Raw genomic sequence first — 13,863 nt, 5'->3', positions numbered from 1 at the left:
GCGACAATATGAAATGTCTTACCTGGAGGAAGAAATGAGTTCGCCCCATTTGCGTGTCGGGGTCGATATCGGAGGAACATTCACCGATATCGTCGTGATCGATACCCACGCCAAAAGCACTCGAACATACAAGGTGCTCAGCACACCCCGTGAGCCTGCAAAGGGGATGCTGCAGGGACTGGATGAACTTGGCATAGCAAGGGAGATCGATTTTCTCGTTCACGGTACGACGGCGGGATTGAATGCCATTCTGTCGCGCACCGGTGAGCGCATTGCGCTGGTGACAACCGAAGGCTTCCACGATGTGTTGTCGCTCGGACGGGCAGGCAACAAGGATATCTGGAGTCTGAAGCCCAAGAAGCCGGATCCGCTGGTTCACCCAAAAGACGTCCACACGGTTCGTGAACGTATCCGTCATGATGGCTCGGTTGAGACACGGCTCGAGGTGGCGGACGTCGATAGGCTCGCAAACTGGCTGGCCGCCGAGGGCGTGCGCAGCGTTGCCGTGTGTTTCCTGCACGCCCACAAGAACCCTGTTCATGAGCTCGAGTTCAAGGCGCTGCTCCACAAGCGTCTTCCGCAGATCTCCGTGGTGCTCTCCCACGAGATTGCGCCGGAACAAGGAGAATTCGAGCGGACATCGACGACGGTCGCAACAGGTTATGTCGCCCGCACGGTCGAAACCTATCTGGCTGAACTCGTGCGGGAACTTGGTGCACGGGAATGCACAGCACCCTTGCACGTGATGCGTTCGAGCGGCGGTATTTGTTCGGCCGAACTTGTCGCGCGCCAGCCCATTCAAACCATTCTGTCAGGCCCCGCTGGGGGCGTGGTCGCTGCCGAGACCATATCGCAAACGTTGAACCGGCTGAACATCATCGCCATCGACATGGGCGGCACGTCTTCGGACGTGAGCTTGGTCATCGACGGACGCATGACCTTGTCCGCGGAAGGCGACATCGCCGACAACGTGATGAAGATGCCGGTGGTGGAATTGCATACGATCGGTGCGGGAGGTGGATCGATCGCGCGTGCGGAAGCTGGCGGATTGCGCGTCGGACCATTGAGCGCCGGCGCCAATCCCGGTCCAGCCTGTTACGGGCTCGGTGGAACGCAACCGACCGTTACGGACGCGCAGCTTCTCTTGGGGCGGATCGATCCAGCCTGGTTCCTTGGCGGTCGGATGAACCTGGATGTTGGCGCAGCCGAGGAGGCGATGGGGTCGCTGGCCCGTGAATTGAACATCGACGTTGACGCCGCCGCCGCGGGCGTGCTCGCTGTGGCGAACGCGATGATGGCCAATGCCATCCGGACGTTGACCATGCGTCGCGGTATCGATCCTCGCGATTTTTCGCTCCTCGCCTTTGGTGGGGCAGGTCCGCTGCACGGCGCCGCTCTGGCTGACGAACTCGGCATTTCGGAGGTCATTGTTCCCTTCGGCACTGGCGTGCTGTCGGCCTGGGGCATGTTGCATGCCGACATCCGCCATGACGTTTCTGCCCCGCTGAGTGGTCTCGCCCACAACCCGGATGCTCGGTCACTCCTTGAGCAGACACACGCCCTGCTTCGTGAGCAGGGCGCCAGGCTTCTACAGGAGGAAGGGGTAGAGGACGTTGCCTCCTGCTACTCCGCAACAGTTGAGATGCGCTACGCCGGCCAGGCCCATCCCGTTTCCGTCCAGATGGTTGATCCCGAAAGCCTGTTGCAGGCGTTTCACGATACCTACCGTCAGCGCTTTGGGCACTCGATGCCAGGCGCGCCGGTCGAACTCGTCCAGATGCGGCTTGCGGCAACCGGAAAGATCGGTGCCGATTTTCTCGACCGGCACACGTCGGCTGAAGAACGGGGCGAAACGAAGCGGACAGTGACCATCGATGGCAAGCGCCACGAGGCACGTATTGTCCACCGTGAAAGCCTCGATCGTCAGGACGTTGTCACCGGCCCAGCGATCATTCTGGAAGATGGTTCGACCACGCTGGTGCCGCCTGGATGGGCTGCGCGCCAACAACAGTTCGGAACTCTAATTCTCAGGAAAATCAACCCATGACCGTCGACGTCGTTACCACCGAGATCGTTCGAAACCTGTTACTGTCCGCTGCCGACGATATGTTGGCGACTTTGGTGCGATCAGCCTTTCAGCCGCTGATCTATGAAAATGGCGACGCAGCCGTCGCGCTGCTCGACCGCAATGCGGACGTTCTTGGTCAGTCGAGCGGCCTGCCGCTCTTCCTCGGCAGTCTCGATCAGGCAGTCAAGGAAGCAGTGCGGTTGCGCGGCGGGAAAGATTGGCTTCAGGAGGGCGATATCGTCTTCTTCAACGACCCCTATATTCAGGGGACGCATCTCACTGACGTGACGATGTTTGCGCCGCTTTTTCTGGAAGGGGAGTTGGTTGGCTATGTTGCTGCACGCGCCGACGTCACAGATGTCGGCGGGCGCGATCCTGGCGGCGGAACCGAGACGACTGAGGTCTATCAGGAAGGGATACGCTTCGGGCCGGTCAAGATCGGGAACAAACACGGCCCAGTCGAGGACATCATCGACATCATTCGCAGGAACAGCCGTAGCAAGGACCTGATCGTTGGCGACATCAACGCTATGATCGCTTCTTGCCGGACGGGTCAACGGCGTATGCTGGAGATTATCAATCGTTTCGGCCTCGCCACCGTCGAGGCTTGCCGCGATGAAATCTTCCGTCAAAGCGAAATTGCAGATCGCCAATCGGTCTCGGCCATTCCTGATGGCCTCTATGAGGGTAGGGGGTATTTGGACAATGACGGCGTCGTGCTCGGCCAGCCGGTTCCAATCGCGATCAAGGTCCATGTCGAGGGCGAGCGGCTTGTCGTCGACCTCAGCGAAAGCCCCGACGCCACGAAAGGACCGATCAACTGCGGTCGCGCCCAGACCGTCGCCGCACTGCGGGTCGCCTACAAGATGCTCTTGGCCCCAGAACGTTCGTTTGACGGTGGATGTTTCCGCAATATCGAGATCATTACTCGACCCGGTTCGCTGCATGACGCTCTCGAGCCGGCGGCCTGTGCCTGGTACTACTCGTCGTTTGGTCTTTTGATCGACCTCTTCATCAGCGCGTTTTCCTCCGTGCTGCCCGATCGCGTTACCGCTGCGCAGTTCGGGGACTCGATGATCACCTACTTCGCAGGTCAGGACCCGCACGATCCCAGCCAATCCTACATGTGCGTGGAGGCTCATGCCGGTGGCTGGGGGGCGTCGGCCAACGCCGACGGCGCCGATGGCGTGATCAACGTGCTCAATGGCAGTTTCCGGAACACGCCCGTCGAGGCGCTGGAAGAGCGCTATCCGGTGACCGTCACCGAATACGCCATTCGCGAGGGTTCAGGTGGGGCCGGCCAGAATCGCGGTGGCTGCGGTATCGTGCGTCGGTATCGTTTCGACGCGCCGACCCAGCTCTATCTTTGGCTGGACCGGTCGATAACGCCTGCCTGGGGATTGATGGGGGGCGAGCCCGGTCTTCCGCCACGCGTCGAAATAGACGGCAGCGTCAACAGGGACGACCTTCTGAAAGCCAATGGAATTTTGCTCGCGGCGGGTGATCGGCTGTCGATCATGACCGGCGGCGGCGGCGGCTTCGGCAAGGCAGCCTGACGAAGACGCACAAGACCAGCTCCAAACAGCAACAAAAAGGGGAATGTGATGACCAACATGTACTCGTCGGGCGAATCCGGCGCGGGGACGCAGGGCTTGACCGATGCGCCGGCGGGCGCCCGGGCAGGCCGGCTCGGGGCCAAAGACGTGGTGTTCTTTGTCATCGCGGCCGCAGCACCTCTCGGCTTTGCCGTGGGCTCGACGCCGCTTGCAATCGGGCGCGGCGGTATCGGAACGGCCGGCATGTTTCTGGTGGTCGGCGTGTTGCTCGCGATCTTTGCGGTCGGCTACACCGCGATGACGCGTTTTGTGCCCAACGCTGGTGCGCTCTTCTCCTACATCGCCGCTGGCCTGGGGCGTCCACTCGGTCTTGGTACGGCCTTCGTCGCGGTACTTGCCTATGCGATCGCGGCAACGGGAGCCATCGGTCCCTTCGCTGTCTTTGCAAGCCAGGCGCTCGCATCGATGACGGGCGTGCAAACCTCTTGGGTGCCATGGGCGTTCGGGGCATTGGCGGCGATGGGGGTTCTCGGCGTCTTGAATGTCGAGCTGAACATCCGTGTTCTCGGCGTCATCATGGTCGTTGAGGTCGTGGTCTTGATCGTCCTTTCTGTCGCTATCGTCTTTGCGGGGGGCGCGGAAGGGCTATCGCTCCAGCCGTTTCGTCCGGACACCGTCGTCGGTGGCGAAATTGGCGTTGTGTTGCTGTTCGTCTTCGCCGCCTTTGCAGGCTTTGAGGCCACGGCGCTGTTTCGCGAAGAGGTGCGCAATCCCGTTGCAACCGTCCGCAAGGCGACCTTTGCGTCAATTGGCCTGATCGCGGTGTTTCAGGCACTTGTCACCTGGGCCATTGTGCAGGGTTTCGGCAGCTCGGCTGTGGCCGTTGCCAACGAGAAGCCGACGGAAATGTTCACCATGGCCGCAAGCCAATATGTCGGGACAGGCTTTGCCGACGTCATCACGCTTCTTGTCGTCGGCAGCTGGTTTGCGTCCATTCTAGCCTTCCACAATGCCACTGCCCGCTACCTCTATGCGCTCGGCCGCGATCGCGCCATCAATCCTGTTTTTGCGAAAAAGTCGAAGAGGAGCGGGTCGGTCTGGGTGGCGAGCCTTGCCCACACCCTCTTCAGCGCCATCGTTCTGTTGTTCTGCGTGTGGCAGGGCCTCGATCCCTATCTGGACCTGTTTATCGTCGGAAGCGTGCCGGTTGCGGTCAGCATACCAGCAATGGAATTGCTCACGGCAATCTCGATCATCGCCTTCTTCTGGCGTGACAGCCGAGGCGTCTCGTGGTGGGAAGGGAAGGTTGCGCCTGCGATTTCCGCGGTGGCGCTTGCGGTCTTCGTCTACTTCGTCCTCAGCAACTTGCCGATGTTTACCGGTCGGGAGGGAGCGATAAACTGGATTCTTCCGAGCATCAATCTCGTCGCCTTGGCGCTCGGCATCAGTCGCGCCCTCTGGATGCGCCGTCATCGCCCTGCCGAATACCAGCTGATCGGCCATTGGGGCGAAAGGTAACAATCGGGATAGCAATTATCTCATGCGGCGCTTCGCGCAAAACGCGAAGCGTCGCCAATCATCCGCGCTGAATGGAGTCAAAAGATGATGTCGCCTGCCTCGAAACGGCGCTCCGTGCTGCTGATCGGTTGCGGAAACATGGGATCTGCAATTGCGCTTGCTCTTCAGGATAAAGCCGCGAACCTTGATCTGACGGTCATCGATCCGGATGAAGAGAGGACAAGGCAGGTTCTGGGAAGTCAAAATAAAATCAAAGTCGTAAACGATTGGGCAGGGCTCGGTTCGGCGCAGTTCGACGTGTGCATTCTGGCGGTTAAACCAACAAGTGCATTGGAAACGCTGGTGGATGCGCAACAGAATCTGCAGGCCTCTCTTGTCATCTCCATTGCCGCCGGAGTTCCACTTGCGAAGCTGCAGCAGGGTGTAACCAACAGAGCGCGGGTCGTGCGGGTCATGCCAAATCTTGCCGCGATCGTTCGCAAGGCGATCAGCGTCGGCTATGCCGATGGGGCGATATCAACAGAAGATCGAGAGCTTGCCGAGTTCGTCTTCGGGGCCATAGGGCGTTTCCAATGGCTGAAATCGGAGAACGAAATCGACCTTGCCACGGCAGTCACAGGCAGCGGTCCAGGATACGTCTTTTCCTTCGTACAACATCTGCAGCACGCAGCCGAACAGATTGGGTTCTCAAAGGAAACCGCCGATTTTTTCGCGCGCCAGATCATCATCGGTGCGGCCGGCCTCCTTGAGGAGGATCTTCGCTCGCCGCTTCAACTCAAACACGCGGTCACCAGCCCTCATGGGACAACTGCAGCGGGGCTGGCCGAGTTCGAGCAGGAGCAGGCTATGCCACGAGTGATACGACAGACCGTCGCGGCAGCCGCGGCGCGCGCGAAGGAATTGGCAACGGAGCAAAGCTAGCGACGTCGCAATGCTTGACGCTGCTTCCGCCTGGCCCGAAAGCGTCCTTTGTCACTGAACCGTTTCTGGGAGGAATCCGTCATGCCGTGGATAAGAATTGACCTGTCCGAAGGTCGTACCGTCGAGCAAAAGCAGAAAACGGCCGAGGCCGTCACACAGGCACTGGTCGAACACTGTGGGTGTACGCGCGAGTCGGTCAGCATCGTCTTCAATGACGTCAGCGACGACAATTGGGCCTTCTCCGGCAAGCTTCTGTCGCAACGCGTCAAGCCATAGAACGCTGAAGCTCTCTCGTCCGGCTTGCCTGTCAGGCGAAAGGCAAGTCGATCAATGACATCATCGACATCAACGCCAGTGCCCCGGCCGCTGGCGCGACCGGGTCGGTGAGGGGAGAGGGCGTTTGATTGCGATCGATGGCTCCCTTGACCGAGCGGAGGGGCTTGCCGGGGGTGGTCGGTTCCTGTTCCCGCCCTCCAGGCGGCGCGTCTCTAATCGGCGCGCGAAGGTCAAGTGCTTTTCGAGCTTTCCACCCCGGGGACGATCGGTCGCAATGCAGCCTCAGGCGCCAGCGATCGCAATGATCTGAAGAACCGGTGCCCCGACGGCGCGCCGGACGATCTCGATGCCAACCATTTTATCCTGGTTGAACGTCAAAAGGAGTGGCGGCGGTTGGGGAACAACCCCCCTGAAAAACGCCGCTGCCGTTGACACGGACTTGCTCATATTGCTAAGTGAAACCGGTTTCACTATTGAGGCACGCCGCTTGCAGTTCGACCTGTCGATCCTCGCCAAACACATACCCTTCCTGCTCGAAGGGACTTGGCTGACCTTCAAGGTCTGCCTGATTTCCGTCATTGGCAGTTTGGTGCTCGGGCTCCTGGTCGCCGCGGCACGCACCTCTTCCTCGACGTTTCTCAACAGGCTGTCGGCGGTCTACGTCGATATGTTCCGCAACATCCCCTTCATCGTGCAGCTGTTCTTCTTCTATTTCGGGCTGCCCGAGATCGGCATCTACATCGATGCGCTGTCGACGGGCATCATCGCCCTGTCCATCGCCGGCGGCGCCTTCACCTCCGACGTCATCCGTTCCGGCATTCTGGCGATCGAGCCCGGCGTTATCGAGGCTGCACAGGTCAGCGGGCTGAAGAGGGCCACAATCTTCCGCAGGATCGCCCTTCCGATAGCCTTGCGCACCTCGGTCCGACCCTTGGGCTCGGTGTTCATCAACCTGATCCTGACCTCTTCGGTGCTGTCGACGATCACGCTCAACGAACTGACCGGCTCGGCCAAGATCGTGGCGTCCCAGACCTTCAGGCCCTTCGAAGTCTATTTCGTCCTGCTCGTCGCCTATGCGGCGCTGACCTGGTCTGTTTCCATCGTGATCGGGGCGCTGCATCGTCATCTCAATCGCAACCAGGCAGAGGGAGTGGCCTGATGCGCTACGGAGATTTCACGCCGTACGATCTCGTGCTTCTGTTGCAAGGCCTTAGCGTTTCGCTGGCTTTGTTCGTGTCGACCACGCTGATCGGTCTCTTGGTCGGCACACTCTGGGCGGTGATCCGTTTCTATCGCCTGCCGGTCTTGGCGCAGCTCGTTGCCTTCATAGCAGAGCTGCTCAAAAACTCGCCTGTGCTCGTCCAGCTTTTCCTCGTCTTCTTCGGTCTGCCGGCCTTCCTCAAGATCAACGTTACGCCGACCGAGGCCGCCGTTATCACACTTTCGGGCAACAGCGCCGCCTTCATCTACGTTATCGCCGTCTCGGCGATCGAGTCGGTCGGTCGCGACCAGCTTGAGGCAGCGAGGGTTTTCGGCCTCAACCGCTGGCAAATCCTGCGCCGGGTGATTGCACCCCAGGCAGCGGCATTTGCCGTCGGCCCGTTGACAGGACTGCTGGTCAATCAGTTGCAGGTCACCTCGCTGATTTCGGTGATCGGCGTGATCGACCTTACCAAGGTCGGCAACATCCTCAACCTGCGCACGCTCAAGCCGTTCGTCGTCTGGACGATCGTTGGTGCGCTCTATTACCTCACCGCCAAGCTGGTGGCCTATGCCGGCGCGCGCCTTGAGACGCGGCTTCGCGCCCACACCAAATGGAAGGGTCTGTAAATGATCAGCATCACCGGCCTGCACAAGTCCTTCGGTTCGGCAACCGTGCTGCGAGGCATCGATCTCGAGATCAGTCAGGGAGAAGTCGTCTCGGTGCTGGGCTCGTCTGGATCGGGCAAGTCAACGCTCATCCGCTGCATCAACGGTTTGGAAAAGATCGATGGCGGCAGGGTCACGGTCGACGGGTTCGACGTATCGAAGCCCCGCGAGCTAGCTGACGCGCGCAAGCGGTCAGGCACCGTGTTCCAGCTGTTCAACCTCTACCCGCACATGACGGCCGTGCAGAATATCGCGCTCGCACCCGTCGAGGTGCTGAACGTCCCGCGAAAGGATGCCGAAGCAGAAGCGCGCCGGCTGCTTCAGCAGGTGGGTCTGTCCGAACGCGCCGACGCTTATCCGGCCCAGCTTTCCGGCGGCCAGCGCCAGCGGGTAGGCATCTGCCGGGCACTGGCCATGAAGCCCAGCTATCTCCTGCTCGACGAAGTCACAAGCGCACTCGATCCCGAGATGACTGCCGAGGTGTTGTCGATCCTCGCCAATATCGCAAAGCAGGGCACGACCATGGTGTTCGTCACCCACGAGATCGAGTTTGCCCGCTCCATTTCCACACGCATCGCGTTCCTCGACAAGGGACAGATGATCGCCGACCTGCCGACCGAAGACTTCTTCTCCGACAAGGGTATGGCAATGCCACGCGTGGCCCAATTCCTCTCAAAGATGCGAAAAGACTGAAGATGATACTCCTTGCCAATTCCGAGGCCTGGCCCGGTTTCTCCAAGTCAATTGATCTGTTGAAAGCGGGTCGCCATGGCCTCGACGCCATGGTCGCCGGCATCGGGGAGGTCGAACGCGAAGTCAAGGTACGGTCGGTCGGCTACGGCGGCTGGCCGAACATGCTCGGTCGTATGGAATTCGACGCCGGCGTAATGGATGGCACCACCCGCGAGGTGGGCGCAGTCGGCGCCGTGCCCGATACGCTTCCGGTCTCGGCTCTTGCCCATGAGGTCATGAAGCGTCTGCCCCACGTCATGTTGACCGGTGACGGTGCCCGCCGCTTTGCCACCGAGATCGGTTTTACCGTGGATGAGACGTTATACGAGGACAGCAGGCGCGTGTGGTGGGAGCGACTGGAAAAGGAGCTTTCGCCGGAAGAACTCGCCAGCTTCCCCGACATTCCCCTGGCGCCGCTCAGCCGCACGATCACCGACCCGGAGCGCGTGCGCGACACCACCGTGTTTCTTTCCAAGGATAGCGCCGCCGGCCTCAACGTCGTCACCTCGACGTCTGGGTGGGCCTGGAAGTATCCGGGACGGTTGGGCGATTCTCCCATTCCCGGCGCCGGCTTCTATGCCGACAGCCGCTTCGGTGCAGCCGCCTGCACCCACACGGGCGAGATGACGATGCGCTGCGGCACCGCGCGTACCATCGTCCTGGCACTGCGCCTCGGCCATTCGCTGGATGATGCCATCGCTCTGGCGGTGACGGAATTGACTGAGCTCAAGCAGGGTTTTCTTGCCGGCGTCGTCATCCACGCGCTCGACGCGAACGGCAACCACAGGGTTGTCAGCCTGAATTGCGAAGAACAGATCCGTTATTGGTATTGGGATGAGAGCCTGCCAGAACCGGAACGTCGCTTCGCCGAATCGGTAAAATCCTAACTTTCAAGGAGAGGGAGCATGAAAAGGTTTATTGCGAAACTGGCAGGCGTGGCGGTTGCCATCGGTCTGACGGCTGCGGGCGAGGCGCAGGCGGGCAAAATAGACGAAATCCGCGACCGCGGCACCGTCCGCATCGGCGTGTCGCTCGGCGGCGAACCCATCGGGTTCCGCGACGCGCAGAACAACCCGGTCGGCTACGATGTTGACGTTGCGACGCTGCTCGCCGAGAAGCTTGGCGTTCCGGTAGAGTTTGTTGACGTGTCAGGTGACGCCCGCATCTCGATGCTGATGTCTGGTCAGATCGACATCGCCGTCGCCAACACCTCGGCGACGCTCGAGCGCGCCAAGTCAGTGGATTTCTCGATCCCCTACAACCGTGCTGGCCTGCGCATCATAGTGCAGAAGGATGCCGGCATCTCGAAGATCGAGGATCTCGCAGGCAAGAAGATCGTGGTCGGCCGCGGATCAACCGGCGAGACTTTCATGCAGAAGGCGGTTCCGGGAGCCGAACTCGTCTACACCGACAACTTCTCGCCCGAGGGCGTGCTGCTGCTTCAGCAGAAGCGTGTTGACGCGGCGATCGAAGATTCCTCGCTGCTGGACTATCTCGCCACCAAGAACGACAACCTCGTGACGCTTCCCGGGCTGTACTCCAACGACCCGATCGGTATCGCTGTCGCAAAGGGTGACGACGGCTTCGCCCGCTGGATCGACATGTTCGTGTCGGAATACATCCAGAGCGGCGCCTACGAGGCAAACTATAAGAAGTGGTGGGGCGAGAAGGCTAACCCGCCGGCGCTGACCCCGCTCTGGTAAGCGACTGACATGGAAGCGGCAGGCAGGGAAACGTGGCTGCCGCTTCTTACGACGTTGCCCGCGACACGAAGAAGGTCGGCACCGTTACGTCGACCCTGTCACCGGCCACCTCGCCGGTGCGCGTGAGAAATCGCAGGATCTCTCCGACATAAGCCTTCTTGTCGTAGCCGATGGACGAGATCGGATACGCCTCGAAATCGGTCAGCGATAGATTGTCGAAGCCGTAAAGCCGGAAGCGCGCAGGCTTGTTATGCGGGAACGCTTCACGATGGACGTCCATAACGCCCATCGCCATGGCATCCGAAGTGCAGAACACAGCATCGACATCAGTCCAGCCGCTCGACTGCGCCATCTGACGACCGCTCGCATAGGAGTAGTCGCCGCGCAGTTCGGCAACCAATCGGATACCGTGGCGCTTCATCTCGGACTTGTAAGTGGCGATACGGCTTTGCTCGACAGGCGAGGAGATGCGACCGGTCACCATGGCGGCAGTGGCAACGCCTTTGCCAGCGGCATCCGCTACCGCCTCGGTGATGCCAATGACTTCATTGGGCACGACAGAGGGAGAGGTGCCGTCATGCATGCCATTCAACATCAGGACTGCAGCGTTGCGAAACATCTTGCGCACGTCAGCCGCCGCCGCGAAGTCAGAGAACACGAGTGCGGCATCGACGTGATAGGCCACGCCATTGCGCAGAAATTCCTCGGCACGTTGGACCGAGCCGACGCGCACGAAGATGACCTGCTTGCCGATCGACTGAATCTCACCGATCAGGAAGTCGAACAGGTCGAGGTCAGAGAAGTCGTGAATGTGATTGACGATGACGGCGATGAGATTGACCGTCTTCGTGGTGAGGCTGCGCGCCAGAAGATTGGGCTTGAAACCCAGCTTTTCGGCCGCCTCGAGCACCCGCGCCCGTTTATCGGCGGAAACCGGACGGCTTTCGTGCGACAGCGCGCGCGAGGCGATGGCGCGCGACACGCCGGCGAGCTCGGCCACATCGGTGATGGTGGGCGACGTGCGTCCCTTGCGCGAACTCTCCATTGTAACCTTTCCCAAGTCTCGGTCTGCGGCGTGCCCAGTCGGATGCCCCGCAGCGGAATTTCCATCGGGAACTGATTTGATGATTACCTGCTTCGACATTGGCGGTTCAACGATAAAAAGCGCCTACGCCCTTTCAAGTGACGAAATTGAAATCATCGACCGCGTGCCAACGCCCCTCGATGATTTCGACGCCTTTGCCTCCGTCATCGCCGAACGTGTGACATCGAGGGGGCAGGGCGCATTGGGGGCCTCAATATCGATCGCCGGCGTCGTCGACCCGGCTTCCGGACGCCTGAAATGCGCCAACATTCCTTGTATCGACGGGCGGCCGATTGCCCTCGATCTCGAGCGCGTCATCGGCGTGCCGGTACGGATCGCCAATGACGCGGACTGCTTTGCGCTCGCAGAGGCAACCGGCGGCGCCGGCAAAGGTCACCGCAACGTCTTCGGCGTTATCCTCGGGACCGGCGTTGGCGGCGGGCTCGTCATCGACGGGCGCATCGTTGCGGGCGCTGGTGGCTATGCCGGCGAATGGGGCCATGGCACGGCGCTGCAGACGCGGGTCGGTCGACCACCGGTCGAGGTGCCACACTTTGCCTGCGGTTGTGGGCATTGGGGCTGCCTTGACACAGTCGGCGGCGCGCGCGGCATGGAACGGCTGCATGACTTTCTCTGCGAGGAGGCGCTTGCGAGCACCGACATCATCGACCGCTGGCGCGACGGCGAGGCGAAGGCGAGCCGCACCATCGACGTCTACATCGAATTGGTCAGCGTGCCGTTGGCGCTGACCCTAAACATCATCGGTGCCTCCATCGTGCCCGTTGGCGGCGGACTAGCGAACGTGCCGGAACTCATCGAGGCGCTCGATCGCGAAGTCCGTGGGCGCACCCTGCACCGTGCCGCCGACCCGCTGCTGGTACGCGCGGCACTGACCACCGAGCCTGGCCTTCTCGGCGCCGCCGCTCTTGGCCTCAAGGAGATCGCCAATGTCTGAAAATATTCTGCTTGAAGTCTGCGTCGATAGCCCGGAAGGCCTCGCCGCAGCAATTTTGGGGGGCGCCGACCGCATTGAATTGTGCTCGGCATTGGAGATCGGCGGATTGACCCCTTCGCCGGGCCTGATGGCTCTCGCGGCCAGTGCGCCAATACCGGTCTATGCCATGATCCGGCCGCGACCTGGCGATTTCGTCTATGGCGACCGCGACATGGCTGCGCTTCTCGGCGATATCGATGCGGTGCGCGCTGCCGGGCTCCAGGGCGTCGTGCTTGGCGCCAACTATATCGATGGTGCGCTCGACCGTGATGTACTCACGCGCCTTGCCGATCACGCGCAAGGCTTGGGGATGACATTGCATCGTGCCTTCGATCTTGCCGGGGCAGACTTCGCCGCGGCCATCGAACTTGCCGTCGAACTCGGCTTCGAACGTATCTTGAGCTCTGGCGGAGAGACGACCGCGCTCACGGGGATCGATACCTTGGCAGCCTACTTCGCACATGCCGGTGATAGGATCACGATCATGCCGGGATCCGGGGTCAATCTCGAAACGGTTGGCGCCATCCGTGCGGGGCTGCCCCTTAGCGAAATCCACTCGTCCTGCTCGGTCGCTTCTGCCGTGGCCGGGGGCAAGGCGTTGCAACTCGGGTTCGTTTCACCACGGCTGAAGCGCACCGAACCGGGCATCGTCCGCGCGATGAAGACGGCCCTCCTCCCGACCTAGGCCTACGCGGACGCCGAAGGGCGTAGATGGCATTGCCTGCTGCCGGCGCCTTCGTACGCTCGCTTTTTGCTGAGGCCCGAAGCCGACGGGCTTCAATATCATGCCAGTGCGGCGACCAACGCCTCGTTGCCACTTTGGCATTGCCGCCGAAGCGAGGTACCGCATCCGCCCGACGGCGAGAAGCCCGCGGAGATTGGGATCGCCTTGTTTGCTGTTCGTTCCAACCCGGTCTTTGCCATCAGGTGAATCGTGCCGAGGTGGCAGGCCTATCCGCGCAGATAGTTGGCGTTTGGATTTGGAACGCGACGCTTCTGTCACTGTCGCGGCGATTGCGCGGGCAGCGATCGCGCCAATTCCAGGGGTCGCCGCAAGGCGACGGCTCGGTTCCTTTCACTGGAAGGTCGGCGACATTCGGTCCATGATGCCCTCCGGGCGGCATCGGCCGCGACTTCATTTG

Annotated in this window: 14 protein-coding genes and 1 pseudogene; 13 read left to right on the top strand and 2 right to left on the bottom strand. The window is 61.0% G+C overall.

Annotated features, from left to right (window positions below; genetic code table 11):
- Positions 1 to 34: 34 nt before the first annotated feature.
- From HT585_RS14100 to HT585_RS14050, 11 genes are all read left to right on the top strand, one after another.
- Positions 35 to 2,047 (top strand): hydantoinase/oxoprolinase family protein, encoded by a 2,013-nt coding sequence (locus HT585_RS14100; RefSeq protein WP_176353534.1) that lies wholly within the window; start codon positions 35 to 37, stop codon positions 2,045 to 2,047.
- Positions 2,044 to 3,624, top strand: a complete 1,581-nt coding sequence (locus tag HT585_RS14095; protein ID WP_176353533.1) for a hydantoinase B/oxoprolinase family protein — start codon at positions 2,044 to 2,046, stop codon at positions 3,622 to 3,624. The genes HT585_RS14100 and HT585_RS14095 overlap by 4 nt, the downstream gene beginning before the upstream one ends.
- Before the next feature lie 48 nt (positions 3,625 to 3,672).
- A complete protein-coding gene (locus HT585_RS14090; RefSeq protein WP_176353532.1) occupies positions 3,673 to 5,142 on the top strand; it encodes an APC family permease in 1,470 nt (489 codons plus the stop codon).
- A gap of 84 nt (positions 5,143 to 5,226) precedes the next feature.
- Positions 5,227 to 6,063, top strand: coding sequence for a pyrroline-5-carboxylate reductase (proC, locus tag HT585_RS14085; protein ID WP_176353531.1), 837 nt, complete (start codon positions 5,227 to 5,229; stop codon positions 6,061 to 6,063).
- Positions 6,064 to 6,144: 81 nt separating this feature from the next.
- On the top strand, positions 6,145 to 6,339 hold the full coding sequence (locus HT585_RS14080) for a tautomerase family protein (RefSeq protein ID WP_077502684.1): 195 nt from the start codon (positions 6,145 to 6,147) through the stop codon (positions 6,337 to 6,339).
- A 234-nt stretch (positions 6,340 to 6,573) separates the two neighbouring features.
- Positions 6,574 to 6,771, top strand: a complete 198-nt coding sequence (locus HT585_RS14075) for a hypothetical protein (protein ID WP_176353530.1) — start codon at positions 6,574 to 6,576, stop codon at positions 6,769 to 6,771.
- Between the two features lie 55 nt (positions 6,772 to 6,826).
- Positions 6,827 to 7,498, top strand: a complete 672-nt coding sequence (locus HT585_RS14070; RefSeq protein WP_176353529.1) for an amino acid ABC transporter permease — start codon at positions 6,827 to 6,829, stop codon at positions 7,496 to 7,498.
- Positions 7,498 to 8,169: an amino acid ABC transporter permease gene (locus HT585_RS14065; protein ID WP_176353528.1), complete on the top strand. Its 672-nt coding sequence runs from the start codon at positions 7,498 to 7,500 to the stop codon at positions 8,167 to 8,169. The genes HT585_RS14070 and HT585_RS14065 overlap by 1 nt, the downstream gene beginning before the upstream one ends.
- On the top strand, positions 8,170 to 8,901 hold the full coding sequence (locus HT585_RS14060; protein ID WP_176353527.1) for an amino acid ABC transporter ATP-binding protein: 732 nt from the start codon (positions 8,170 to 8,172) through the stop codon (positions 8,899 to 8,901).
- Between the two features lie 2 nt (positions 8,902 to 8,903).
- Positions 8,904 to 9,827, top strand: coding sequence for an isoaspartyl peptidase/L-asparaginase (locus HT585_RS14055; protein WP_176353526.1), 924 nt, complete (start codon positions 8,904 to 8,906; stop codon positions 9,825 to 9,827).
- Positions 9,828 to 9,845: 18 nt separating this feature from the next.
- Complete coding sequence (locus HT585_RS14050) at positions 9,846 to 10,643, top strand: transporter substrate-binding domain-containing protein (protein ID WP_176353525.1); 798 nt, start codon at positions 9,846 to 9,848, stop codon at positions 10,641 to 10,643.
- A 46-nt stretch (positions 10,644 to 10,689) separates the two neighbouring features.
- Here the strand turns inward: HT585_RS14050 and HT585_RS14045 are convergent, their stop codons facing one another.
- On the bottom strand, positions 10,690 to 11,688 hold the full coding sequence (locus tag HT585_RS14045; RefSeq protein WP_176353524.1) for a LacI family DNA-binding transcriptional regulator: 999 nt from the start codon (positions 11,686 to 11,688) through the stop codon (positions 10,690 to 10,692).
- Between the two features lie 79 nt (positions 11,689 to 11,767).
- Between HT585_RS14045 and HT585_RS14040 the strand changes: the two genes are divergently transcribed.
- Both HT585_RS14040 and HT585_RS14035 read left to right on the top strand, forming a co-directional pair.
- Positions 11,768 to 12,682 (top strand): ROK family protein, encoded by a 915-nt coding sequence (locus tag HT585_RS14040; RefSeq protein WP_176353523.1) that lies wholly within the window; start codon positions 11,768 to 11,770, stop codon positions 12,680 to 12,682.
- On the top strand, positions 12,675 to 13,406 hold the full coding sequence (locus HT585_RS14035; RefSeq protein WP_176353522.1) for a copper homeostasis protein CutC: 732 nt from the start codon (positions 12,675 to 12,677) through the stop codon (positions 13,404 to 13,406). Before HT585_RS14040 ends, HT585_RS14035 begins: the two co-directional genes overlap by 8 nt.
- Here the strand turns inward: HT585_RS14035 and HT585_RS32250 are convergent.
- Positions 13,338 to 13,772 (bottom strand): annotated as a pseudogene (locus tag HT585_RS32250) (transposase); the annotation flags it as partial. The gene HT585_RS14035 and the pseudogene HT585_RS32250 overlap by 69 nt on opposite strands.
- Positions 13,773 to 13,863 lie beyond the last annotated feature (91 nt).

This window comes from Ensifer oleiphilus (assembly GCF_013371465.1).
Taxonomy (GTDB): Bacteria; Pseudomonadota; Alphaproteobacteria; order Rhizobiales; family Rhizobiaceae; genus Ensifer; species Ensifer oleiphilus.
The sequence above is the reverse complement of the archived record's forward strand: the minus strand, read 5'-3'. Positions and strand labels throughout refer to the sequence as shown.